Genomic DNA, 23,948 nt, shown 5'->3' with positions numbered 1-23,948 from the left:
GGGTCGGGTCCTCGTCGTCCGGCGTCGCCGGCGGCTGGTGAGGCTGCCCACGATGGCGGTGCTGTTGCGGTGCATCGGGGATACTGCGACTGACTAGTCCGCCGGTGCCATCCGTCCTGGTCGGCACCCGCGTTTCACCGCTTGACGGGAGCAGACGTCTCGATGGGTAGCATCGTCGCCGAGAACCGTAAGAGCCTCATGCTTTTCTCCGGCCGGGGATTCCCCGAGCTGGCCAACCAGATCGGTGAGGTGCTCGGCGTCGCGCCCACCCCGACCGACTCGTACGAATTCGCCAACGGCGAGATCTTCGTTCGGTTCAAGGAGTCTGTCCGTGGCTCGGACGCGTTCGTCGTCCAGTCGGTCACCCACGGGGTCAACCGGTGGATGATGGAAACGCTGATCATGGTCGACGCGCTCAAGCGCGGGTCGGCCAAGCGGATCACCGTCGTGCTGCCGTTCTACCCGTACGCCCGGCAGGACAAGAAGCACCGTGGCCGGGAGCCGATCTCGGCCCGGCTGATCGCCGACCTGCTGCGGACGGCCGGTGCCCACCGGATCCTCACCGTCGATCTGCACACCGCCCAGATCCAGGGGTTCTTCGACGGCCCGGTCGACCACCTGTTCGCCATGGACATTCTGGCCCGCTACGTCGAGGAGCGGTTCGCGGGCCGGCCGATGACCGTGGTCGCCCCCGACTCCGGTCGGGTACGGGTGGCCGAGCGCTGGACCGACCGGCTCGGCGGCTGCCCGCTCGCCTTCATCCACAAGACCCGGGATCCGGCGAAGCCCAACCAGGTGGTGGCCAACCGGGTGGTCGGGGACGTCGAAGGCCGGGTCTGTCTGATCGTGGACGACATGATCGACACCGGGGGCACGATCTACAAGGCGTCGGAGATCCTGCACGAGGCCGGTGCCTCCGACATCGCCGTCGCGGCGACCCACGCCCTGCTGTCCGACCCGGCTACCGAGCGGCTCAAGAACAGCCGGATCAGTGAGGTCGTGGTGACCAACACGCTGCCGTTGCCGCCCGAGAAGCGCCTGGACAAGCTGACGGTGCTCTCCATCGCGCCGCTGCTCGCCCGGGCGATCCACGAGGTGTTCGACGACGGTTCGGTGACCACTCTGTTCGGTGGGTTGAGCTGAACCTCGCCCGGCCGGCGGTGGGTGTCGAGCCGGTCGCCGGCCGTGGCGGCGGCGCGCGAGGGCGGTTGACCGGGTACTGGGTGAACCACCGTCGCAGCCTCGGGTAGACTAGTGCGGTTGCCACGGCGAGGGTGCCCTGCGGGCCGCTGCTGACGAAGCGCTGCCGCGAGGAAGCACCGTGATCGACGCGGTGCTCCGGGCACTGCTTTCGGATGAGAGCGCCCAGCGTGCCCCTTCGCCCGGCACCGCCGACATCATGTCCGGCTCTTCGGGGCCGGATCAGGTTTGCCCCCCGCACGCACTGCCGAAATCCAGGAGTACTCCCGTGTCCGAGGTAAAGATCAGCGCCGAGCCCCGCACCGAGTTCGGCAAGGGTGGTGCCCGCCGTACCCGCCGGGCCGGCAAGGTGCCCGCCGTGCTGTACGGCCACGGCGAGAAGCCCAAGCACATCGCGCTGCCCGCCCGCGAGTTCGCCGCCGCGATCCGCCATGGTGGCGCCAACCAGCTCTTCGCGATCGACATCGCCGACGGCACCCAGGCTCTGGCGCTGCCCAAGGCGATTCAGCGTGACCCGATCAAGGACACCTTCGAGCACGTCGACCTGCTGCTGGTACGCCGGGGCGAGAAGGTCACCGTGGACGTACCGGTCCAGCTGACCGGTGAGGCGGCCCGCGACACCCTGGTGATGCACGAGCACGACACCCTCTCGGTGAGTGCCGACGCGACCCGGTTGCCGGAGCATCTGGAGGCCTCGATCGAGGGTCTGCAGGCCGGCTCGCACGTGACCGCCGGTGACGTCAAGCTGCCGAGCGGCGTCGAGCTCGCCGTCGACCCGGAGACGGTGCTCGTGGTGATCACCGGCGCGCCGACCGCCGAGCAGCTTGAGGCCGAGGCCGGCGAGGCCGGCGAGGCCGGCGAGGCCGAGGAGTCGACCGAGGCGGCCGGCGAGGCTGGCGAGGCCGAGGCGGCGACCGCGGAAGCACCCGTCGAGCAGCCGGCTCAGGCCTGAGCCCGACCTGCCGTCGCGCGATCTGGGCGTCCCGTCGCTGGCCTGGCCGGCGCGGTGACGCCTTGATCCGTTTCGGGTGGTCCTGATCCTCTGCGGGAGGTGTGGTGGACGCGGCGCCCTGGCTGGTCGTCGGTCTCGGCAACCCCGGCAAGGAGTACGCCAGAAATCGGCATAATGTCGGTTTTATGGTGGCCGATCTGCTCGCCGGTCGGCTCGGCGTACGGATGGGTCGGCACCGTCGGGCCGCCGCCGAGGCGGGCGAGGGACACCTCGGTCCGGGCGGCCCCAGACTGGTCCTCGCCAAGCCGATGACCTTCATGAACCTGTCCGGCGGGCCGGTCGTCGCGTTGGCCAGGTTCTACAAGATCCCGGTCGAGCAGGTCGTCGCGGTGCATGACGAACTGGACATCGAGTACGGCCGGCTGCGGGCGAAGCAGGGCGGCGGCGAGGGCGGCCACAACGGTCTGCGCTCGATGTCGCGATCGCTGGGTAGCAAGGAATATCTCCGGGTCAGATTCGGCATCGGCCGTCCGCCCGGCCGCCAGGATCCGGCTGATTACGTATTGTCGGAATTCTCGGCAACCGAACGCAAAGAACTCGACTACCTGGTCGATCGTGCCGCTGACCTGGTCGAAGCGGTGATCTCCCGGGGACTCGAGTGGGCGCAGAACCACTACCACAGCACCTGAACAGGCGGCTGTCCGTTACATCTGGGACAGCTGGATCGTGAACCGGGCAGCGCCTGCCCGTATTTTCGACAGGGACCCGATCCTCGGGGCAGGCAGGAGAGGAGCCAGATGAGCACGCCACCGGTAACCGACGCCGCATTCGCCCGCTGGCTCGCCGGGCGCGCCGGCGAGTCGTTGTTGCGGGTCCGTGAGGAGCTGGGGCACGCCGATCCCGCCGCGCTGAAGGCCGCCGGGGACAAGGTCTCCCACGACCTGCTCCGCACCGACCTGGCACACTGGCGCCCGGCTGACGCGGTGCTGTCAGAGGAAGACGACGGGGCGCGCCAGGCGATCACCGACCCGGAGGGTGCCGACGCCGGGACGGGTCCGTCCCGGCTCACCGCCGACCGGGTGTGGATCATCGACCCGCTCGACGGCACCCGCGAGTTCTCCGAGCAGGGCCGGACCGACTGGGCGGTGCACGTGGCGCTCTGGTCGCGCAACGGCTCCACGGCGCACAAGCTGGTCGCCGGAGCGGTGGCGCTGCCGGCCCAGCACCGCACGATCAGCACCGAGCACCCGCCGCCGTACCCGCCGATGCCGACTCCGGGCCCGTCCGGCGGCGCTATCCGGATGGCCGCCAGCCGCAGCCGGCCGCCGGCCTTCGTCACCGCCCTCGCCGAGGAGATCGGTGCCGAGCTGGTGCCGATGGGTTCCGCCGGTGCCAAGATCGCCGCAGTGATCGCCGGGGACGCCGACGCCTACGTACACGCCGGCGGCCAGTACGAGTGGGACTCGGCCGCGCCGGTCGCCGTGGCGACCGCGACCGGGCTGCATGCCTCGCGGATCGACGGATCTCCGTTGTGTTACAACGAGGCCAATCCGCGGCTGCCAGATTTAGTGGTATGCCGACGAGATCTTGCCAGCAAACTGCTCGCAGCGTTGCGGCGGCATCTGCAGGTATCCTGACCTCTGATCTCCAGCTTGCCAACCGGAAAGGTCTGGTATTCGGATGACCAAGCTTCGGACGACCCCCAACCGGAGGTGGGTGCGATGAGTGGTGGTGCCACCGCTGCCTACCGCGTCTCCCACCTCGACGCGCTGGAGTCGGAGAGCATCTTCGTCATGCGCGAGGTCGTCGCCGAGCTGGAGCGGCCGGTGCTGCTCTTCTCCGGCGGCAAGGACTCGATCGTGATGCTGCGCCTGGCGCAGAAGGCGTTCGCCCCGGCCCGGATCCCGTTCCCGGTGATGCACGTCGACACCGGGCACAACTTCCAAGAGGTGCTCGACTACCGGGACCGCCGGGTCGACGAACTCGGCCTGCAACTGGTCGTCGCCAGCGTGCCGGAGGCCCTGGAGTCCGGCCTGGTCCGCGAGTCACCGGACGGCATGCGTAACCGCATCCAGACCCCGGTGCTGCTGGCCGCGGTCGAGAAGTACCGGTTCGACGCCCTGTTCGGCGGGGCCCGCCGCGACGAGGAGAAGGCCCGGGCCAAGGAGCGGGTCTTCTCGTTCCGCGACGAGTTCGGCCAGTGGGATCCCAAGAACCAGCGCCCCGAGCTGTGGTCGCTGTACAACGGACGCCACCACCCGGGCGAATCGATCCGGGTCTTCCCGCTGTCCAACTGGACCGAACTCGACGTCTGGCACTACATCGCCCGCGAGCAGATCGAACTGCCGTCGATCTATTTCGCCCACGAGCGCGAGGTTATCGAACGCGACGGCATGCTCTACGCCGTCAACGAGTTCATCCAGCCCCGCTCCGGCGAGACGCCGTTCATCGAGCAGGTTCGTTACCGTACGGTCGGCGACGCCTCCTGCACGGCGGCGGTCCGCTCCCCGGCGGACACCGTCGACAAGGTGATCGACGAGGTCGCCGCCACCCGGATCACCGAGCGCGGAGCGACCCGCGGCGACGACCGGGTCAGCGAGGCCGCCATGGAGGACCGCAAGCGGGAGGGCTACTTCTGATGACGGTGACGGCCGAGGCGACCGACGCCTCCACCAACCGGGCCATGGACCTGCTGCGGTTCGCCACCGCCGGCAGCGTCGACGACGGCAAGTCGACCCTGATCGGCCGACTGCTCTACGACACCAAGTCGCTCTTCACCGACCAGCTGGAAGCGGTCGAGGCGGTCAGCGCGGCCCGGGGCGACGAATACACCAACCTGGCGCTGCTCACCGACGGCCTGCGCGCCGAACGCGAGCAGGGCATCACCATCGACGTCGCCTACCGCTACTTCGCCACCCCCCGGCGCAAGTTCATCATCGCCGACACCCCGGGGCACATCCAGTACACCCGCAACATGGTCACCGGGGCCTCCACCGCCGACCTGGCGCTGATCCTGGTCGACGCCCGCAAGGGCCTGGTCGAGCAGTCCCGCCGGCACGCGTTCCTCTGTTCGCTGCTGCGGGTGCCGCACCTGGTGCTCTGCGTCAACAAGATGGACCTGGTCGACTGGGACCAGGCGGTCTTCGAGTCCATCGCCGACGAGTTCACCACCTTCGCCGCCAAGCTGGAGGCACCCGACCTGTCGGTGATTCCGATCTCCGCGCTGCACGGCGACAACATCGCCACCCGGTCGGAGAAGACCCCCTGGTACGAGGGCCCGTCGCTGCTGCACCACCTGGAACACGTCCACATCGCCTCGGACCGCAACCTGGTCGACGTGCGGTTCCCGGTGCAGTACGTGATCCGGCCGCAGTCGACCACGGTCACCGACTACCGGGGGTACGCCGGGCAGGTCGCTTCCGGGGTGCTCAAGCCGGGCGACGAGATCATGGTGCTGCCCTCCGGTCTGACCAGCACGATCGCCAGCATCGAGACCGCCGACGGCCCGGTCGCCGAGGCGTTCCCGCCGATGTCGGTGACCGTACGGCTCACCGACGAGCTGGACATCTCCCGGGGCGACCTGATCTGCCGGCCGCACAACGCGCCCACTCCGGCCCAGGACATCGAGGCGATGATCTGCTGGATGGACGAGGCCAATCCGCTGCGGGTCGGTGGCAAGTACGCGATCAAGCACACCACCCGGGGTGCCCGCGCCGTGGTCCGTGGCGTGCAGTACCGGCTCGACGTCAACACGTTGCACCGTGACGAGGCGGCCAGCGAGTTGGGTCTCAACGACATCGGCCGGGTCACGTTCCGGACCACGGTCCCGCTGCTCACCGACGAATACCGGCGCAACCGGACCACCGGCGGTTTCATCCTGATCGATGAGACGACCAACCGGACCGCCGCCGCCGGCATGATCATCGAAGCGGCCTGACCAGCCGTACGACCAGCGGGACCGGGGTCGGTCGGCGCGCACCTCGCGTCGACCGACCCCGGTTCCGACTCGTTCACCAGCGGCGGTAGGACTCGTTCACCAGCGGCGGTAGACCGGGGCCCGGCCGGCGGCCAGCGCCCCCAGCACGGTGACGATCCGCTCGCTGGACTGGTCGACCAGCAACGTCGGCACCATCAGCCGGGCACCCGGCGGCACCGCCGGATGCGGGGTCCGGGCGTCGATGAAGATCAGATCCTCGACCCAGGTACGCCGGACGTACACCGCCGACACCGCGTCCCACGGCAGCCACACCGGATTGGCCCGGAAGCTGCCGTTGGCCACCCAGACGCCGGTCCGGTCGGCGGCCAGCACCGGCCCGCGACCGGTGAACCGGCCGTGCCACATCGCCACCGCCACCGCCAACGCCGCCCCGATCAGCAGCGCCGGCCCACCGGCCAGCACCGCGGTCAGGAAACCGTTCGCCGCCAGTTCCACCGCGACCAGGTACGCCACCCCGGCCAGCGCACCCGCGCTCAGCAGCCAGCCGAGCGCCGCCACCCCGCCCGACCAGGCAAGAAACCGTCGCCCGTCGACCCGGACCAGAAATGGTGCGTCGACCGGCGACTGGTTGGTCAACTCCTGCACCACGGGCATCCTCTTCCGCACCGGGGGGAACGTGTCGCGGCGAGGTTAGTGGATCCGGTGGGCACCTGGCGACGGCAGGGCGGTGAAGCAGCGCGGCGCGGCGAATCCCTTGTCCGCGTACGAGGTGGCGACAGCGGCCGCGACCCGCTCGGCGGCGTCCACATCGACCAGTGCGAGGACGCAGCCACCGAAACCGCCGCCGGTCATCCGGGCGCCGTACGCCCCGGCGGTCAGGGCGGCGGTGACCGCGGTGTCCACCTCGGGCACGGTGATCTCGAAGTCGTCGCGCATCGAGGTGTGCGAGGCGGTCAACAGTGGACCGACATCCCGTATCCGGCCGGCGTTCAGCAGCGCGACGGTGTCGCGTACCCGCTGGTTCTCGGTGACCACGTGCCGGACCCGGCGGCGGACGGTGTCGTCGGGAAGCCGGTCCAGGGCGGCCGGCAGCGCGTCGACGGCGACGTCGCGCAGCGCCGGCACGCCGAGCGCGGCGGCGGCGGACTCGCAGGCGGTACGGCGGGCGGCGTACTCGCCGGAGACGTGCCGGTGCGGGGCGCGGGTGTCGACGACCAGCACCGCCAGGCCGACGGCGGCCAGGTCGAACGGGATCTGCTCGACGTCGAGGGTGCGGCAGTCCAGGAACAGCGCGTGCCCGGCCCGGCAGCGGATCGACGCCGACTGGTCCATGATCCCGCAGGGCACCCCGGCGTAGACGTTCTCGGCGCGTTGGGCCAGCGCGGGCCGGTCGTCGACCGGCAGCCGCGCCGCGTCGATGCCGGCGAGGTCGACCAGCGCGGTCAACACCGCCGCTTCCAGCGCGGCCGACGACGACAGGCCGGCGCCCAGCGGTACGTCCGAGGCGATCGCCAGCCGGGCGGACGGGATGTCGACGCCGGCTTCCCGCAGCGCCCAGATGACCCCCGCGACGTAGCTGCCCCAGCCGGTGACCCTGCCGGGCCGGGCCACGTCGGCCGGGCTGATCGTGATCGTCTCGTCGGACTGTTCGGACCAGACCGGCCAGCCGCTGACGTTCGCGGCCGGTCCGGGTCCGTCCGCCGGTCCGTCCGCTGGTCGGGCCACCGGTCCGGCCGCCACGACGGTACGGTGCGGCAGGGCGAACGGCAGCACGAAGCCGTCGTTGTAGTCGGTGTGTTCGCCGATCAGGTTGACCCGACCGGGGGCCGCCCAGTAGCCGGCCGGCGCTGCGCCGTACCGCTGCTGGAAACCGGCACCGGCGCGGTGCTCGACCGGCCCGACTGGCGCGACCGGCCCGTCGGCGGTCCCGGTCACCGCTGCTCCCGGCGGTGCGGCAGGAACGCCCAGGCGTCGGCGACCATCTCGGCGAGGGTCGGTTTCGCCGGCCGCCAACCCAGCTCGTCGTGGGCGAGGCGGGCCGAGGCGACCAGGGTCGCCGGATCTCCCGCCCGGCGCGGTGACATCTCCACCGGTACGGGTCGGCCGGTGACCGATCGGACCACCTCCACCACCTCCCGGTTGGAGAAACCGTTGCCGTTGCCCAGGTTGTAGATCCGGTGCTCCCCGGCGGTGGCGGCGTCGAGCGCCAACAGGTGGGCCCGGGCCAGGTCCTCGACGTGGATGTAGTCGCGCACGCAGGTGCCGTCCGGGGTCGGGTAGTCGTCGCCGAAGAGCTGCAGTTTGTCCCGGCGGCCGGCGGCGACCTCCAGCGCGATCGGGATCAGGTGGCTTTCCGGGTCGTGCCGTTCGCCCAGCGGCGGGCCGTCGGCGCGCAGGTAGGCGCCGGCCACGTTGAAGTAGCGCAGCGACACCGCCGCCAGCCCGTGGGCGGTCGCCTCGCCGGTGAGTGCCATGTCGACGGCGAGCTTCGTCGCACCGTACGGGTTGGTCGGGGCCTTGACGGCCCGTTCGGTGATCGGCAGTTCGGTGGGGTCGCCGTAGACGGCGGCGGTGGAGGAGAAGACGAAGCGGCGTACGCCGGCGGCGCGGGCCGCGTCGATCAGCGCGAGGGAGCCGACCACGTTGTTGTGCCAGTAGCGCTCGGGGTGGGCCACCGACTCGCCGGCGGCGATCAGCGCGGCGAAGTGCAGCACCGCGTCGAACCCGGCGTCCGCCGTCAGGACGTCGCCGGCCTGGTGCACGCTGGCCTGCACGAACGTCGCTTCCGGGGCGAGCGCCACCCGATGCCCGGTCCGGAGATCGTCGAGTACGACGACCTCGTGTCCGGCGTCGATCAGTAGTCGGGTGACTACGCTACCGATGTAGCCGGCGCCTCCGGTGACCAGGAGCTTCACGATCGGTATCCCTTCGTGGAACGACTCGACCTGCATTCCATCATATTCGGCCATGATTCAACAGAGTCGAACATCTGTGGCCGGGTGCGCCCGCAGGGCACGGCCGGGTCGGACCGGCAGCGTACCGCCGGGTCGGATCCGGCCGGACGACCACCGGCCGTTGCTGTCAGAATTGACGACATGTCCGAGCTCGCCTCCCGCCCCCGGGTGCTCTCCGGTATCCAGCCCACCGCCGACTCGTTCCACCTCGGCAACTACCTCGGTGCGGTGCGCAACTGGGTGGCGATGCAGGACAGCCACGACACCTTCTACTGCGTCGTCGACCTGCACGCCATCACCGCCGGACACGATCCGGCCGTGCTGCGTCAGCGGACCCGGGTCGCCACCGCGCAACTGCTCGCCGCCGGTCTCGACCCGGACCGATGCACGCTGTTCGTGCAGTCGCAGGTCCCGCAGCACGCCCAGCTGAGCTGGGTGCTGAGCTGCATCACCGGCTTCGGTGAGGCGAGCCGGATGACCCAGTTCAAGGACAAGTCGGTCAAGCAGGGCGCCGACCGGTCCAGCGTCGGGCTGTTCACCTACCCGATACTGCAGGCCGCCGACATCCTGCTCTACCAGGCCGACGCGGTGCCGGTCGGCGAGGACCAACGCCAGCACCTCGAACTCACCCGCGACCTGGCCCAGCGGTTCAACACCCGGTTCGGGGCCACCTTCACGGTGCCCGCGCCGTACATCGTGCGGGAAACCGCCAAGATCCTCGACCTGCAGGACCCGACCGCCAAGATGTCCAAGTCAGCGTCGTCGCCGGCCGGCATCATCGACCTGCTCGAAGATCCGGCCCGGTCGGCGAAGAAGATCCGCTCGGCGGTCACCGACACCGGCCGGGAGATCCTCTTCGATCCGGAGACCAAGCCCGGCGTCAGTAACCTGCTCACCATCTACGCCGCGCTGACCGACCGGACGCTCGACGACCTCGTCGAGGCCTACGCCGGCAAGGGCTACGGCGACCTGAAGAAGGACCTGGCCGAGGTGGTTACCAGCTTCGTCCGGCCGATCCAGGAACGCACCAACGGCTACCTCGACGACCCGGCCCAGCTCGACAAGATGCTGGCCATCGGCGCCGAGAAGGCCCGTACGGTGGCCGCCGCCACCCTGGCGGCCGTCTACGACCGGGTCGGCTTCCTGCCGCCGGCGGGGGACCGCTGAGCGTGGCGGCCGGGGGACCGCCGAGCGTGGCGGCGGCGATCGGGCCGGCCCCGGCGCCCGGGTGGGTGCGGATCGGTGTCGCCGTCGACGTCCCGCAGCCCTGGGGCGAACTGCTGACCCGCCGCCGGGCCGAGGCCGGTGATCCCGCCGCCCAGTACTTCCCCGCGCACGTGACGTTGCTCAGCCCGACCGACATCGTGGCCGACCGACTGCCGCAGGTGGAGGCACACCTGGCCGCCGTGGCCGCCACCCACCCGCCGTACCTGCTGCAGCTGTGCGGCACCGGGACGTTCCGGCCGATCACCGAGGTGGTCTTCGTCGCGGTGGCCGCCGGGTTCACCGAGTGCCAGATGCTGGCCTCGGCGATCCGCGCGGCGCGGGAGCTGACCTTGGAGACCCGCTACGGCTACCACCCGCACGTCACGGTCGCCCAGGACGTGTCCGCCGCCGCGCTCGACAAGGTCTACGACGACCTGGCCGGCTTCGAGGCCCGGTTCGACGTCGCCGCCTTCACCCTCTTTTCGCACACCGGTGTGGGTCGTTGGCGCCCCCGGCGCGAGTTCGCCCTGACCGGCCGATCGGCTGGCCGGCCGATCGGCTGACCGGCTGCCCGGCTGCCCGGACGGCCGGCTGCCCGGACGGCCGGACGGCCACGTCGGCAGGCCGGCGCGGCGGGTGCTGCCGTGGGCGAGCCGGATGCATCAGGATGACCGCGTGAACTACTTCGACCGGGCCGTCTCCGGCGTCCAACGCGTGTCGACCCGAGCCCGACGGCGGTATCCCCGGTTCGACCACCTCTGGCGGGCCGGTGAACGCTACAACGACGTGCTCGGCGGGCGGCTGGCGGCGGCGATCGCCTACTACGGCTTCTTCGCGGTCTTCGCCCTCGGCCTGGTCGCCTACTGGGTCTTCGGCGCGGTGGTGGAAGGCAACGCGGAGATCAGCGAGGCGGTCAGCGACTTCCTCCTGCAGAACCTGCCCTTCCTCGACCTGCAGCAGATCCAGGACAACAGCGGCCGGGTCGGGGTGATCGGTCTGGTCCTGCTCGCCCTCACCGGGATCGGCTGGGTGGAGGCGATCCGCTCCTCCCAGCGCCTGCTCTACCGACTCGACCAGCAGCCGGGCTACCTGGGGCTGCGCCAACTCGTCGACCTCGCCGTACTCGTCGGGGTCTTCGTCCTGCTCGGGATCTCGGTCGGCGCGGTCGACGCCCTGCGGTCGTTGCTCGGCTGGCTGCTCGGGGAGGGTTCGGTAGCCGCCGCCGTGGCCAGTGTGCTGCTCGCTGTCGTGATCAACATGGTGCTCGCGTCGGCGCTGCTGATCGCCGTACCCCGGTTGCGGATGCCGGCCCGGCGGCTGGTGACCCCGATCATCGGGGTGGCGGTCGGGATCACCGTGCTCAACACCGTCGGCCGGTTCTACGTGGGCCGGTTCGAGCGCAATCCGGCGTACACGGTGGTGGCCGGTGCCGTCGGTCTGCTCATCTACCTCTACCTGCTCAACCAGTTGCTGTTGTTCGGCGCGGCGCTGGCGGCGACCAGTCGGCACGGCCGGGTGATCGACCTCGCCCGACGGGCACCGGCCATCGCGGTCGAGCCTCCGGCGCGGGCCGCCGTGCCCCCGGGGACCGCGCCCCCGGGGACCGCGCCCCCGGGGACCGCGCCCCGGGCAGAGACCGCACCCCCGCCAGATGGGGTGAATAACGCGAAAGACGTGAAACGGTCGCGCGACGCGGCGATGATCGGTCGGGTGGGGGCACTAGTGACGCTGGAGCTGCCGGACGATTCACCGGCACACACCATGCCGTGGATCATCACCTTCGGTCCGCTCGGCGAGCAGGACGGCCAGTGGGAACCGGTGGTGTGCGGGCCGTACGAGCGGGCGCACGCCCTGGCGCTGGCCGAGACGGTCGTCGCCGACGAGGAACTGATGGCCGTGGTCGAACCACTGCTGACCCTGGTCACCGTCGACGAGATCCGGGCCGAGATCGCCGCCACCCAGGCCGCCGGGGAGGACGACGCCACCGACTACGGCGGCTACGAGGACCTGGTCGGTGACGCCGACGACGAACCGGAACAACGACACGTCGAACCCTCGCCGCCGCCGTCACCCGACGAGGTACGGGCCGGCATGGCCCGGATCGCCGCCATCCTCACCGCCGAAAGCTGACCGTACGCCCGGAAAACCGGCTCGCAGTGTCGGCACCGTTTCGCGCCGTTCCGCGCGGCGGTGCCCCGGGACCGTCAACACGGTTCCGGGGCACCATCACCACCTTCGCCCCCCACCACAAGGGGTTCCACTGCCTAGTCGCCCGGCGGCGCTGCCCGCTCGACGAACGACCAGGATCTGGTTCTGGGATACCCGGCTCAGGCCGGGGTAAACCAGGCCGCCGCGTCGATCGGCAGGACGGGCACCCCGTCCGGCCCGGTCGACACCGGCGCGCTGGCGAGCAGCACCGTGCCGTACCCGCCGACGGCGACCTCGGCGCCGCTGAGGTTGACCACACAGATCAGCGCGTCCGCGCCACTATCGCCATCGCGTTTGAACGCCAGCACGCCCGGCCCGGCCTCCAGCCAGGTCAGCCCGGTGCCGTCGCCGGCCGGGGCCTCCCGCAGCGCCGGGTGCTCGGCCCGGATCGCCAGGGCCCGCCGGTACAGCTCCAACGTCGAGGCCGGGTCGCCGGCCTGGGCCTGCGCGGTCAGCGGCGCCCAGTCGGCCGGGGCCGGCAGCCAGGATTCGACCGACCCGGCCGGCCCGAAACCGTACGGCGGATTGTCGCCGCTCCACGGCAGCGGCACCCGGCAGCCGTCGCGGCTGCGCCCGGTCCGGCTGAACGCCGGGTCCTGCCGCAGGTGGTCGGGCAGGTCGAGAACCTCGGGCAGGCCCAGTTCCTCACCCTGGTAGAGGTAGGTGCTGCCGGGCAGGGCGAACATCAGCAGCGCGGCGGCGCGGGCCCGGCGCAGCCCGACCTCGCCGTCGCCGTACCGGGTGACGTGGCGCTGCTTGTCGTGGTTGGACAGCACCCAGGTGGTCGGCGCGCCGACGATCGTCGCCTCGGCGAGCGCGCTGTCGATCACCTTGTGGAACGAGTCGGCCGACCAGGTGGCGTCGAGGAAGTCGAAGTTGAACGCCTGGTGCAGCTCGTCCTGGCCGATGTAGCGGGCCAGCCGCTGCGGGGTCTCCGCCCAGGCTTCGGCGACCGCCATCCGCCCGCCCGGGTAGCTGTCCAGGATCGGCCGCCAGGCGCGGTAGATGTCGTGCACCTCGTCCTGGTCGAAGTAGGGCAGCCGGCCCTTGCCGAGCAGTTCGATCTGCCGGCGGCCGGTGGTGGCCGAGGTCCAGCCGATGTCCGGCAGCCCGTCGGCCTTGATCATCCCGTGGGCGACGTCGATGCGGAACCCGTCGACGCCCCGGTCCAGCCAGAACCGCAGGATCTGCTCGAACTCGGCGCGCACCTCCGGGTGCCGCCAGTTGAGGTCGGGCTGGGCCGGGTCGAACAGGTGCAGGTACCACTGGCCGTCGGGCAGCCGGGTCCAGGCCGGCCCGCCGAAGATCGACTCCCAGTCGTTCGGCGGCTCTTCGCCATTGTCGCCACGGCCGTCGCGGAAGATGTACCGGTCCCGCTCCGCCGATCCGGGCGCGGCGGCGAGCGCCGCGACGAACCACGGGTGTACGTCGGACGTGTGGTTCGGCACGATGTCGACGATGATCCGCAGGCCGAGCGCGTGCGCGTCGGTGATCATCTCGTCGAAGTCGGTGAGGTCGCCGAACATCGGGTCGACCTCGCGGTAGTCGGCGACGTCGTAGCCGCCGTCGATCATCGGGGAGCGGTAGAACGGGGTCAGCCAGAGCGCGTCGACGCCAAGCTTCCGCAGGTACGGCAGGCGGCTGCGGATGCCCTGCAGGTCACCGACGCCGTCGCCGTCGGAGTCGGCGAAGCTGCGCACGTACACCTGGTAGACGGCGGCGGTGCGCCACCAGTCGTCGCGCGCGGTGCGGGGCGCGGCCTGGGCAGGATCGATCGTCACGGGTTCCCCGTCCTGTCGGTGCGATGCTGGCTCTGCTCCGAGCATGCCTGCCGGTTCTTGCAAGAGTCAAGCAACCCTTGCGCAAGCTCTCAGCTGGCGGGCGCGGCCGCTGCGGCGGCGAGGTGGGTTACCTGCGGGGCGATGCCGGTGGAGCCACGGGCCACCAGCTCGGGGCGGAACACGTACTCCGAGTTGGGGGCGGCGTGCCCGTTGATCTCGTCGACCAGTGCTCGGACCGCCGCCACCGCCATCGCGATCACCGGCTGGCGCAGCGTGGTCAGCGGCGGATCGGTGAACGCCATCAGCGCCGAGTCGTCGTAGCCGACCACCGACACGTCACCCGGCACCGACAGGCCACGCTGGCGGGCGGCCCGGATCGCGCCGAGCGCCATCAGGTCGGAGCCGCAGGTGATGCCGGTGACACCCTTGTCCAGCAACCGGTTCGCCGCCGCCTTTCCACCCTCCACACCAAACAGTGACAGGGCGGTCAGCTCGTCCATCTCGGCGTCGCTGGCACCGACCAGCCGCCGCATCGCCGCCCGGAAGCCGGCCAGTTTGCGCTGCACCGGCAGGAACCGGTCCGGGCCGGTGATCAGCCCGATCCGCCGGTGGCCGAGGGCGACGAGATGCTCGACGGCCAGCTCGCCGGCTTCCCGGTCGTCGCAGGAGACAAACGGCGCTTCGATGCCTTCGGCGTACCCGTTGATCAGCACGATCGGCAGCGGCCGGGCGATCAGTTTGCGGTAGCGCTCGTGGTCGGCGGCGGTGTCGGCGTGCAGGCCGGAGACGAAGACGATGCCGGCGACCTGGCGGTCCAGCAGCATCTCCACGTACTCGTCCTCGGTGACGCCGCCGGGGGTCTGGGTGCAGAGCACCGGGGTGTAGCCGGACTGGGCCAAAGCCGACTCGATGGTCTGCGCGAACGCCGGGAAGATCGGGTTGTCCAGCTCCGGTACGACCAGGCCGACCAGGCCGGCGCTGCGTTTGCGCAGCCGGGCGGGGCGTTCGTAGCCGAGGACGTCGAGCGCGGTCAGCACCGCCTGGCGGGTTTCGGCTGCCACTCCGGGGCGGTCGTTGAGCACCCGGGACACCGTGGCCTCGCTGACGTCGGCCTGGCGGGCGATGTCGGACAGTCGTGCGCGCATGGCGTTCACGGTAGCGCACCGGCAAGTTCTTGCGACGGTGCCTGCAAGCCCTTCCATTGCTTGCAACACCTTGCTAACGTCCCGGCAACACGCGACGAAAACCGTGCCGGGCACACGGCACCATACTGCAATAACTTCCACGACAGGAGTCCCGATGCGCGTCCGTACCACGTCGGTGGCCGCCGGGCTGGCCGCCGCGCTCGCGCTGGCCGCCGCCGGCTGCGGCAGCAGCGACGGCGAACCCGCCACCACCGACAGCCCCGACGCCGCCGCCGGCGGCACCCTGGTCATCTGGGCCGACGACAAGCGCAGCGCCGCCCTCGCCCCGTTCGCCGAGAAGTTCGGCGCCGACAACGGCGTCACCGTCGAGGTCCAGGCGATCAGCAAGGACCAGCAGACCACCTTCGTCACCGCGTCGCAGCAGGGCAGCGGCCCGGACGTGATGGTCGGCGCGCACGACTGGATCGGCAACCTGGTGCAGAACGGTGCCATCGAGCCGGTCCAGCTCACCGCCGACCAGACCGCCGGCTTCGCCGACGTCGCCATCCAAGCCGTCACCTTCAACGGCCAGGTCTACGGCGTCCCGTACGCGATGGAGAACGTCGCCCTGATCCGCAACACCGCGCTCGCCCCCGACGCCCCGGCCACCATCGAGGAGCTCGTCGCCACCGGCGAGCAGCTCAAGGCCGACGGCAAGGTGTCGGAGATCCTCTGCCTGCAGGTCGGCCAGAACGGCGACGCCTACCACCTGTACCCGCTCTACACCTCGGCCGGCGGCAGCCTGTTCGGCACCACAGCCGAAGGCGACTACGACCCGACCCAACTCGGCGTCGGCACGCCCGAGTCGATCGCCGCGTTCGAGAAGATCGCCACGCTGGGCGAGAAGGGCAAAGGCGCGCTGAAGCGCTCCATCACCCCGGAGAACTCGATCGCCACCTTCACCAGCGGCAAGTGCGCCTTCCTGGTCTCCGGGCCGTGGGCGATCACCGACGCCAAGGGCGCGAACATCGCGTACGACATCAGCCCGGTCCCCGGCTTCGCCGGCGGTGCACCGGCGCAGCCGTTCGTCGGCGTGCAAACGTTCTACGTCGCGGCCAAGGGCGAGAACAAGGCGTTGGCGCAGGAGTTCGTCGCCAACTACACCACCCAGACCGAGCTGGCCGTCGCCCTCTACGAGGCCGAGCCGCGCCCGCCGGCGCTGACCGCCGCCCTCGACCAGGTGGCCGGGGCCGACCCGGATCTGGCGAAGTTCCAGCAGGCCGGGCAGGGCGGCGCGGTGCTGCCGGCGATCCCCGAGATGGCCGCCATCTGGGACCCGTTCGGCAAGGCCGAAGCCGCGATCATCGGCGGTGCCGACGTGGCGAGCACGATCACCGCCGCTGGTCAGACGATCGCCGAACAGATCAAGTAATGCGCGACACCGGAGCCGGCGGTCTGCTGGCCAAGGCGCTGCTGCTCGGCCTGGTCGCGGCGATCGCGATCTGGGCGGCGTTCCCGCTGATCGACGCCGAGGCGTGGGCCGGGCTCGGCATCCTGGTCGCCACGACCGCCGGCATCGGCTACCTCTACCTGGGCCGGCGGCACGTGCCGGCGAAGTACCTGATCCCCGGCACCCTGTTCCTGATCGCCTTCCAGATCTTCCCGGTGCTCTACACCGCCTCCACCGCGTTCACCAACTTTGGCGACGGACACCGGGGCAGCAAGGCTGAGGCGATCGCGGCCATCCAGGCCACGTCGGTGGTCCAGGTCCCAGGATCCATCGAGTACGCGATGACCGTCGCCACGGTCGGCGACCCGGCCACCGGTGATCTGGTGCTGCTGGTCGTCGACCCGGCCGACGGGGTCGTCTACGCCGGGGACGAGGATGGGTTGACCGAGCTGCCGGCCGGTGACGTCACCGTCACCGACGCCGGCAAGGTCACGGCGGCCGACGGGTTCACGCTGCTCAACGCCGGTCAGGCCAGCGCCCGCAGCCAGGAGATCACCGACCTGGCGGTGCCGACCGACGACGGGGCGATCCGCTCCATCGGGCTGTCGCGGGCGTACGAAGGGGTCGCGGTCCGGGCGTACGACGAGAATTGTGATTGTGTGACCGACACCGTGACGGGCACGGTGTGGACGGCCGACGACGACGCCGGCTCGTTCGTCTCCGCCGACGGTGACCGGCTGCTGCAGGGCTGGCGGGTCGGCGTCGGCCTGGACAACTTCACCCGCGTGCTGACCGACCGCAGCATCTCCGGGCCGTTCCTCGGCACCCTGGTCTGGAACTTCGCCTTCGCGATCGGCTCCACCGGCGGCACGTTCGTCCTCGGGCTGCTCTGCGCGCTGGCGCTGCACTCCGACCGGGTGCGGGGGCGCAACCTTTACCGGGTGCTGCTGATCCTGCCGTACGCGATGCCGTCGTTCGCGATGCTGCTGGTCTGGCGGGACATGTTCAACACCGACTTCGGGCTGATCAACCAGTTCTTCGGGTTGACTGTGGACTGGTTCGGGCAGGACTGGTCGGCCCGGCTGGCGGTGATCGGCGTACAGCTGTGGCTCGGGTACCCGTACATGTTCCTGGTCGCCACCGGCGCGTTGCAGGCCATCCCGAAGGAGCTGACCGAGGCCAGCTCGATCGACGGCGCGAACCCGTGGCAGGCGTTCCGCCGGGTGACGTTGCCGCTGCTGCTGGTGGCGTTGACGCCGCTGCTGATCGCCTCGTTCGCGTTCAACTTCAACAACTTCAACGCGATCTATCTGACGACCGAGGGTGGGCCGTTCCCGGCGGACAACCCGAGCGTCGGCGCGACGGACCTGCTGATCACCTACACGTACCGGTTGGCGTTCGGCGCGGCCGGCGCGCAGTACGGCTTCGCCGCCGCCATCTCGATCTTCATTTTCACGCTCGTCGCGGTGATCTCCGCGGTCAGCTTCCGGCGCACCCGGGCCCAAGAGGAGGTGTACGCGTGAACCGGCGTGCGTTGACCCGTTGGCTGGGTCGGGTCGGCTGGCGGCACCTGGTGGCGCTGCTGGCCGTGGCGTTCTCGCTGTTCCCGATCGTGTTCGTGCTGTCGGCGGCGGTGAACCCGCTGGGCACCCTGTCGTCGACCGACCTGTTCCCGACCGGGGCGTCGGGCAACAACTTCCGTCGGCTGTTCGCCGACACGTCGTTCGGCCGCTGGTTCGGCAACTCGCTGCTGATCGCCGGGCTGGCGTCGTTCGCGTCGGTGTTCCTGTCGTCGCTGGCGGCGTACGCCTTCTCCCGGATGCGGTTCCGCGGCCGCCGGGTCGGGCTGCTGTCGCTGCTGCTGATCCAGATGTTCCCGCAGTTCCTGGCGATCGTCGCGATCTTCCTGATCTTCTCGACGATCACCGACCTGTGGCCGACCATCGGGTTCAACACCCCGTGGGGGCTGATGCTGCTCTACCTCGGCGGCGCGCTCGGGGTGAACACGTGGCTGATGAAAGGCTTCTTCGACACCCTGCCGAGGGAGTTGGACGAGTCGGCCACCATGGACGGGGCGTCGCACGCCCAGGTGTTCTTCCGGATCATGCTGCCGCTGGTGGCGCCGATCCTGGCGGTCACCGGGCTGCTGGCGTTCATCAACACCATCAACGAGTTCCTGATCGCTAACGTCTTCCTCACCAACCCGGAGGCGAAGACGCTGGCGGTCGGCATGTACGGCCTGGTGGCGGGGGAGCGGAACAACAACTTCGGGATCTTCGCCGCCGGCACCCTGTTGACGGCGATCCCGACGGTGCTGGTGTTCCAGCTGCTCAGCCGCTACATCGTCTCCGGTCTCACCTCCGGGTCTGTGAAGGGTTGACACTGTGGGTCAGCTGTTCGAGGCGCATCACGACGGATCAGCGTTGTATGCGCCGGGTGCCGCCGCCGGGGTAAACCTGGGTGATCGGTTGCCGGTCTTCGTCCGGGTGCCGGCGGGTGCGCGGCCGGTCGACAACCTGTGGGTACGCTCCACAGCCGACGGTGAGCCGTGCTTCACCGAGGCGGTGGTCGACCGGCACGATCCGAACGGGGACGTGTGGTGGCGGGGCGAGGTGGAGGCCCGTAACCCGGTCACGCCGTACCGTTTTCTGCTGGCCGGCGGCGACGGCCCGGCCGGGTCTGCTGCTGGCGGGTCTGCTGGTGGCGGCGGTGGTGGGCGGCGCTGGTTGACCGGGGTCGGCGAGGTCGACCACGACGTGCCGGACGCGACCGACTTCCGACTCGTCACCCACGATGCGCCGCCGGCCTGGGCCGCCGACGCGGTGATCTACCAGATCTTCCCGGACCGGTTCGCCCGGTCGCATGCTGCTGACGGGCGGGAGCTGCCGGAGTGGGCGATCCGGTGCGACTGGGACACCCCGGTCGTCGGGCGCGGGCCGGAGACGCCGTACCAGTTCTACGGCGGCGACCTGGACGGCATCCGGGAGCGGCTCGACCACCTGGAGCGGCTCGGCGTCAACACCGTCTACCTGACGCCGATCTTCCCGGCCCGGTCCAATCATCGGTACGACGCCGCCGCGTTCGACCACGTCGACCCGCTGCTCGGCGGCGACGAGGCTTTGGCGCGGCTGTCGGCGGCGGTGCACGCTCGCGGGTGGCGGCTGCTCGGCGACATCACCAGCAACCACACCGGCGACGCCCACCCGTGGTTCACCGCCGCCGTGTCGGACGTATCGTCGCCGGAGCGGGAGCTGTACTACTTCGGCGACGACGGCGACTACGAGTCGTGGCTGGGCGTGAAGTCGCTGCCGAAACTCAACTGGGGCAGCGCTGAGCTGCGGCGACGCTTCGTCGATGGGCCAGCCTCGGTGGCGCGGCGGTGGCTGCTGCCGCCGTACGGGTTGGACGGTTGGCGGATCGACGTGGCCAACATGACCGGCCGGCGCGGGGCCGACGCGCACACCCTGGAGGTGGCAGCGCTGCTGCGCCGGGCGGTCGCCGACACCCGGCCGGCCGGGCTGATCGTCGCCGAGCACGGGCACGACTTCACCCGTGACCTGGACGCCGATGGTTGGCACGGCACGATGAACTACGCCGGCTTCACCCGGCCGGTGTGGAGCTGGCTGCGGTCATCATCGTTGGAGTTGCCGGACTTCCTCGGCGTACCGGGTGGGGTGCCGGCCCGGTCCGGGTCGGCGGCGTTGGCGACGATGCGGGCGTTCGGGGCGTTGGTGTCGTGGCGGTCGTTGGTGCATTCGTGGCAGCTGCTCGGCTCGCATGATTCGGCCCGGGTGCGGACGGTGGTGGGGGACGCGGGTCGGCAGGAGGTGGCGGCCGGGTTGCAGTTCACCCTGCCGGGGACGCCGATGGTGTTCGCTGGGGATGAGTTGGGGTTGCGGGGGGAGAACGGGGAGGGTTCGCGGACGCCGATGCCGTGGGATCGGCCGGGCCCGTGGGACGAGGCGACGTTCGGGGTGTACCGGGCGTTGGTGGCGTTGCGTCGGGAGGTTCCGGAGCTGCGGCATGGCGGCCTTCGTTGGGTGTACGCCGATGACGACGCCCTGGTCTACCTGCGGGAGTCGCCGACCGGGTCGGTGTTGGCGTTGGCCCGGCGTGCGTCGGGTGCTCCGATCCGGTTGACCGGTCTGGTGGCCCCGCCGGACGCCACTGCTCCGGCACTGGTCAACCTGTACGGTGGCGCACCACCGCTACGCCCGGCCGCCGACGGCACCCTGACCTTGCCGTCCGACGGCCCCACCTTCCAACTCTGGCACCTCCACTGACCCCCTGGCCAGTGGCACTCGAGAACACCCAAACGCCTACCGGTCGCTCACGCAAGCCCACTCTGCCCGGGACGAGCAGTAGGTGGAGCGTGTCCACAGTAGCGCGCTGGCCAGCCGGCCTGGGGTGATCGGGTCAGCGCCTGCCTACCCGGCACGGCTCCAAGCAAGACTTCGTCGGGATGCGGGTGCAGGCGATTTCGAAAGAAGCGCGCGGCGCTAGGCCTGCGTGTCGTCGTATCGAAACAGCAGAAGTCTGCCCTCGGTGCGACGGATTCCGGGGTGGCAGGCTCGGGTTCCCGGGCGCACCGCCGAGATTTCGGCGCGCGACGCGTACAGCGAGACTCCGCAGACGGGGGCCACGCAACGACGGCGCGTACGGCGGGCGGACCCGGTGTCGCGACGGTGGGGTCACAACCACCCGTTTGACGGGAACGCCTCGGTCGGAGTCGTCGCGGCCACCGACCGAGGCTGCGCTCCCTGTGCTGGTGCTTCTTCTTCAGTGCAGGGCCCGGATCAGGGCGGCCACTCCGTTGAGCAACGTGCCCGCTGCGGTGACGATCTTGAGCGTCAGTGCGAGCATCCGGCCCTCACCTTCCATCAAGAAGATCGACGTGCGGACCCGGTGCTGATCGGGCCGCCCGGCGGTAGTATCCACTTCAACCGCGCGACTCACACTGCGTTTGATCTTTCGCATCGCCCACTCCCTCGGACTGCGCCAGCGTTTCACCACCGTCGCTTCGTTGTGCTATCTGGAATGATCCCGAGATCGGGGTGCCAGATCGAGAACACTTGTTCCTGATCGAGCTGATATTATGGAGGTTTCCGACTCGATGGCCGAAGCGTTTCCGCCCTCCGGGCGGTCGCCGGTACCGCTTAATACCGAGATGACTCGAACGACTATCCGGTCGCTGGTCGGCAGGGTTGAGTCGGTTGCGTTCGTCATTCAAGCTTTCGCCATTTTTAGCACTGTCAATGCCGACAAATTGTCTCGAAACGAACAAGCGTTCATGATTCTCTTCGCAATCCTGCACTTGGTCGTCGCAGCTGTAACGGCCCGTTTCGGCGGCCCTTTCTATCGGGGCTCATTCTGGCCGCTGCTCTGGTTCGCCCCGGTGTTCTCGATGCCTATCTTGATGGCCAGCTTCGTGCCACCCGGCGACTACGGCATTAGTCCTGTATGTCCGCAGCTCTGCGGCTATCCCGTCTCTCCAGTGGCAATCGCTGCCTTTTATCCTTGGATCGGAAATCAGTATAAGCCGATCAGCTTCTGGATTAAGGGCGCCATTGCTGTGACTATCGCGCTGGAGCCATTGGTTGTCATGCGGGTCGTGAATGGTGTGATCACATCGAACAATATCCGAGGCACCTTGGCGCAAGCCATAATGGTGGGCGGAATGTGGGCGGCGGGAGAGGCGATCGGCCGGATCTGCCGGCGGGCGGCTGCGTCGCAGGCCGAGTTGCTGCGCAAGGAGTACGACCGGCAGTTCGGCTACCTGCACAGCGACATTGAGACAGGACTGCGACTGGCGGAGATGGGTTACCGTGATCAGCGGCCTGACGAGGTAGTCAAAGCGCTCAAGGAATTGTCTCATTCGGTTCTAGAGGAACGTATGAGACTGTCGGTGGCTCAGCAGTATGTTTCGGTAGCGGAAGTGATCGGTTTGCACATTCGACGAATCCGACAGGTGGTTTCTGTCCAGACGGTCCCGCAGGTAGACGTAATGACGGTTGCACAACCTACCGGAGCCCTCCTTAGTAGGGCGCTCGGTGATCTTCTAAAGAATTCTATCACCCACGGGGCTACATGCGTCTGGATCGACTTTCGGGCCGATGCTGGCCTTGTGTATCTGGAGGTTGCAGACAACGCTCCACCATTTCCGCTGCGAGCGGCCGACGACCCGACCGGCAGCCTGTTCAAGCTGAGGGAGGCGTTGCGTCGGGCGGGAGGAGACCTCATCCTGGAAGCTACGACGTCAGATTCGAAGCGGAAGGCGGCCCGGGTGACCATCTCCAGCACCTCGCATGGATGGCAGGTCCGCAGGTGAGGGTACTGGTAGTCGAGGATCATCGGCAGTACGCGGGCCTCATCTGCGAGAAGCTGGCGGAGGGCTTCCATCACGACGTGGAGCTGGCGCTGACCCCGGATGAGGCAAACAGCCGTCTAAGGGAGCGGAGCTACGACGTGGTCGTGGTCGACGTGCTCTACCGGGCTTTGTCTGAGACTTATAACGCGGTCCGAGAGGCAGCGAGGAACTCGCTGTCTGAGCTCGAACCATACAATCAGAGCGGCCTTGCAACCTTACTCTACGCATCCACGCTGGACCGGGTACCTGCCGCCGTGATATGGACCAGTGGTGATCCCAACCGGGCATTGCACCTGGTGCTGGCGCATCAGGAGTTCGGTGTGCGGTCCTACTGCTCTAAGGAGTCGAGCGTCGAGGAAATCGCCAGGGCTGTCGAGGCCGCCGCAGCGCGACGATCCCATGTTGACAGCGCGATCAAGGCCTTTCTGCCCCGGCCCAACCTCCTGCCGATACGAAATGTGCTGTTCGGTGACATCAAATGGCGGGCGATCTGGCGAGCGCTGGCGGCTGGGTCGACGGCGCACGAGGTGACTGCCCGAATGACGCATTACGACCAGGGCACTATACGAAAGTGCATGTCGCCGATGGCGCTTCAATTGGCTACCCTCGACCCCCGGATAAATCCAAGGAGGCAACAGATGAATGTGCTCAGCAGTTATGCTGTCTTTCATTGGGAGTTCTTCCTCGATCAAGCTGTCCACAAGCTGTTCCCGCACTCGACGCGCGGGCGGCGGGCATGACGGATGGAGACCGTACCAGCCGCGATGAG

Annotated in this window: 21 protein-coding genes and 1 pseudogene; 16 read left to right on the top strand and 6 right to left on the bottom strand. The window is 69.5% G+C overall.

Annotation, left to right across the window (positions count from 1 at the left end; translation table 11 throughout):
* Positions 1–162 precede the first annotated feature (162 nt).
* The 6 genes from O7632_RS28800 to O7632_RS28775 all read left to right on the top strand — a co-directional run bounded on the left by O7632_RS28800 (position 163) and on the right by O7632_RS28775 (position 6,089).
* Entirely contained in the window at positions 163–1,143 is a 981-nt protein-coding gene (locus O7632_RS28800; protein ID WP_278118879.1) for a ribose-phosphate diphosphokinase, read from the top strand.
* A 325-nt stretch (positions 1,144–1,468) separates the two neighbouring features.
* Positions 1,469–2,152: a 50S ribosomal protein L25/general stress protein Ctc gene (locus O7632_RS28795; protein WP_278118877.1), complete on the top strand. Its 684-nt coding sequence runs from the start codon at positions 1,469–1,471 to the stop codon at positions 2,150–2,152.
* 101 nt (positions 2,153–2,253) lie between these two features.
* Positions 2,254–2,841, top strand: coding sequence for an aminoacyl-tRNA hydrolase (gene pth, locus O7632_RS28790; RefSeq protein ID WP_278118875.1), 588 nt, complete (start codon positions 2,254–2,256; stop codon positions 2,839–2,841).
* Positions 2,842–2,949: 108 nt separating this feature from the next.
* On the top strand, positions 2,950–3,789 hold the full coding sequence (locus O7632_RS28785) for a 3'(2'),5'-bisphosphate nucleotidase CysQ (RefSeq protein ID WP_278118872.1): 840 nt from the start codon (positions 2,950–2,952) through the stop codon (positions 3,787–3,789).
* Between the two features lie 84 nt (positions 3,790–3,873).
* Positions 3,874–4,791, top strand: coding sequence for a sulfate adenylyltransferase subunit CysD (gene cysD / locus O7632_RS28780; RefSeq protein WP_278118870.1), 918 nt, complete (start codon positions 3,874–3,876; stop codon positions 4,789–4,791).
* A complete protein-coding gene (locus tag O7632_RS28775) occupies positions 4,791–6,089 on the top strand; it encodes a GTP-binding protein (protein WP_278118868.1) in 1,299 nt (432 codons plus the stop codon). Before cysD ends, O7632_RS28775 begins: the two co-directional genes overlap by 1 nt.
* Positions 6,090–6,185: 96 nt before the next feature.
* Here the strand turns inward: O7632_RS28775 and O7632_RS28770 are convergent, their stop codons facing one another.
* The 3 genes from O7632_RS28770 to galE are packed head-to-tail and all read right to left on the bottom strand — an operon-like array spanning position 6,186 to position 9,058.
* Positions 6,186–6,755 (bottom strand): hypothetical protein, encoded by a 570-nt coding sequence (locus O7632_RS28770; RefSeq protein ID WP_278118866.1) that lies wholly within the window; start codon positions 6,753–6,755, stop codon positions 6,186–6,188.
* Positions 6,756–6,779: 24 nt separating this feature from the next.
* Positions 6,780–8,024 carry a galactokinase gene (gene galK, locus O7632_RS28765; protein ID WP_278118864.1) on the bottom strand — a complete coding sequence of 415 codons (1,245 nt, stop codon included), beginning with the start codon at positions 8,022–8,024 and terminating at the stop codon, positions 6,780–6,782.
* Positions 8,021–9,058 (bottom strand): UDP-glucose 4-epimerase GalE, encoded by a 1,038-nt coding sequence (gene galE / locus O7632_RS28760; protein WP_278118862.1) that lies wholly within the window; start codon positions 9,056–9,058, stop codon positions 8,021–8,023. Before galE ends, galK begins: the two co-directional genes overlap by 4 nt.
* A 126-nt stretch (positions 9,059–9,184) precedes the next feature.
* Here galE and trpS point away from each other — a divergent pair, with 126 nt between their 5' ends.
* From trpS to O7632_RS28740, 4 genes and pseudogenes are all read left to right on the top strand, one after another.
* On the top strand, positions 9,185–10,210 hold the full coding sequence (gene trpS / locus O7632_RS28755; protein ID WP_278118860.1) for a tryptophan--tRNA ligase: 1,026 nt from the start codon (positions 9,185–9,187) through the stop codon (positions 10,208–10,210).
* A 26-nt stretch (positions 10,211–10,236) separates the two neighbouring features.
* Positions 10,237–10,812 (top strand): 2'-5' RNA ligase family protein, encoded by a 576-nt coding sequence (locus O7632_RS28750; RefSeq protein ID WP_278120476.1) that lies wholly within the window; start codon positions 10,237–10,239, stop codon positions 10,810–10,812.
* 94 nt (positions 10,813–10,906) lie between these two features.
* Positions 10,907–11,779, top strand: a pseudogene (locus O7632_RS28745) (YhjD/YihY/BrkB family envelope integrity protein); the annotation flags it as partial.
* Between the two features lie 180 nt (positions 11,780–11,959).
* Complete coding sequence (locus O7632_RS28740) at positions 11,960–12,379, top strand: hypothetical protein (protein ID WP_278120474.1); 420 nt, start codon at positions 11,960–11,962, stop codon at positions 12,377–12,379.
* A 197-nt stretch (positions 12,380–12,576) separates the two neighbouring features.
* Here the strand turns inward: O7632_RS28740 and O7632_RS28735 are convergent, their stop codons facing one another.
* Complete coding sequence (locus tag O7632_RS28735) at positions 12,577–14,232, bottom strand: glycoside hydrolase family 13 protein (protein WP_278120472.1); 1,656 nt, start codon at positions 14,230–14,232, stop codon at positions 12,577–12,579.
* 95 nt (positions 14,233–14,327) lie between these two features.
* Positions 14,328–15,383, bottom strand: a complete 1,056-nt coding sequence (locus O7632_RS28730; RefSeq protein WP_278118858.1) for a LacI family DNA-binding transcriptional regulator — start codon at positions 15,381–15,383, stop codon at positions 14,328–14,330.
* Between the two features lie 154 nt (positions 15,384–15,537).
* Between O7632_RS28730 and O7632_RS28725 the strand changes: the two genes are divergently transcribed.
* From O7632_RS28725 to O7632_RS28710, 4 genes are read left to right on the top strand one after another with little or no spacing between them, the layout of a single operon-like run.
* Positions 15,538–16,794 carry a maltose ABC transporter substrate-binding protein gene (locus O7632_RS28725; protein WP_278118856.1) on the top strand — a complete coding sequence of 419 codons (1,257 nt, stop codon included), beginning with the start codon at positions 15,538–15,540 and terminating at the stop codon, positions 16,792–16,794.
* The gene (locus O7632_RS28720) at positions 16,794–18,335 is read left to right on the top strand and encodes an ABC transporter permease subunit (RefSeq protein ID WP_278118854.1); all 1,542 of its coding nucleotides are present in this window, start codon (positions 16,794–16,796) and stop codon (positions 18,333–18,335) included. The genes O7632_RS28725 and O7632_RS28720 overlap by 1 nt, the downstream gene beginning before the upstream one ends.
* Positions 18,332–19,192: a sugar ABC transporter permease gene (locus O7632_RS28715; protein WP_278118852.1), complete on the top strand. Its 861-nt coding sequence runs from the start codon at positions 18,332–18,334 to the stop codon at positions 19,190–19,192. The genes O7632_RS28720 and O7632_RS28715 overlap by 4 nt, the downstream gene beginning before the upstream one ends.
* A gap of 43 nt (positions 19,193–19,235) precedes the next feature.
* Positions 19,236–21,095: a glycoside hydrolase family 13 protein gene (locus O7632_RS28710; protein ID WP_278120471.1), complete on the top strand. Its 1,860-nt coding sequence runs from the start codon at positions 19,236–19,238 to the stop codon at positions 21,093–21,095.
* Between the two features lie 496 nt (positions 21,096–21,591).
* On the opposite strand, the gene O7632_RS28705 is transcribed toward O7632_RS28710, so the two are convergent.
* Positions 21,592–21,789: a hypothetical protein gene (locus O7632_RS28705; protein WP_278118850.1), complete on the bottom strand. Its 198-nt coding sequence runs from the start codon at positions 21,787–21,789 to the stop codon at positions 21,592–21,594.
* Between the two features lie 136 nt (positions 21,790–21,925).
* Here O7632_RS28705 and O7632_RS28700 point away from each other — a divergent pair, with 136 nt between their 5' ends.
* Both O7632_RS28700 and O7632_RS28695 read left to right on the top strand, forming a co-directional pair.
* Positions 21,926–23,140 carry a hypothetical protein gene (locus tag O7632_RS28700; protein ID WP_278118848.1) on the top strand — a complete coding sequence of 405 codons (1,215 nt, stop codon included), beginning with the start codon at positions 21,926–21,928 and terminating at the stop codon, positions 23,138–23,140.
* A complete protein-coding gene (locus O7632_RS28695; protein ID WP_278118846.1) occupies positions 23,137–23,919 on the top strand; it encodes a hypothetical protein in 783 nt (260 codons plus the stop codon). Before O7632_RS28700 ends, O7632_RS28695 begins: the two co-directional genes overlap by 4 nt.
* The last annotated feature ends 29 nt before the right edge of the window (positions 23,920–23,948 follow it).

The sequence above is a fragment of the Solwaraspora sp. WMMD406 genome (assembly GCF_029626025.1).
GTDB lineage: Bacteria > Actinomycetota > Actinomycetes > Mycobacteriales > Micromonosporaceae > Micromonospora_E.
Note: the sequence above shows the minus strand (reverse complement) of the source record. Positions and strands in the feature narration are given on the sequence as shown.

Bases quoted from the DNA above. Each gene is read 5' to 3' on its own strand.
- O7632_RS28800 (WP_278118879.1), top strand. From the start codon at position 163: ATGGGTAGCATCGTCGCCGAGAACCGTAAGAGCCTCATGCTTTTCTCC.
- O7632_RS28785 (WP_278118872.1), top strand. From the start codon at position 2,950: ATGAGCACGCCACCGGTAACCGACGCCGCATTCGCCCGCTGGCTCGCC.
- O7632_RS28730 (WP_278118858.1), bottom strand. From the start codon at position 15,383: ATGCGCGCACGACTGTCCGACATCGCCCGCCAGGCCGACGTCAGCGAG.
- cysD (WP_278118870.1), top strand. From the start codon at position 3,874: ATGAGTGGTGGTGCCACCGCTGCCTACCGCGTCTCCCACCTCGACGCG.
- galE (WP_278118862.1), bottom strand. From the start codon at position 9,058: ATGGCCGAATATGATGGAATGCAGGTCGAGTCGTTCCACGAAGGGATA.
- O7632_RS28775 (WP_278118868.1), top strand. From the start codon at position 4,791: ATGACGGTGACGGCCGAGGCGACCGACGCCTCCACCAACCGGGCCATG.
- trpS (WP_278118860.1), top strand. From the start codon at position 9,185: ATGTCCGAGCTCGCCTCCCGCCCCCGGGTGCTCTCCGGTATCCAGCCC.
- O7632_RS28720 (WP_278118854.1), top strand. From the start codon at position 16,794: ATGCGCGACACCGGAGCCGGCGGTCTGCTGGCCAAGGCGCTGCTGCTC.
- O7632_RS28700 (WP_278118848.1), top strand. From the start codon at position 21,926: ATGGCCGAAGCGTTTCCGCCCTCCGGGCGGTCGCCGGTACCGCTTAAT.
- O7632_RS28705 (WP_278118850.1), bottom strand. From the start codon at position 21,789: ATGCGAAAGATCAAACGCAGTGTGAGTCGCGCGGTTGAAGTGGATACT.
- O7632_RS28725 (WP_278118856.1), top strand. From the start codon at position 15,538: ATGCGCGTCCGTACCACGTCGGTGGCCGCCGGGCTGGCCGCCGCGCTC.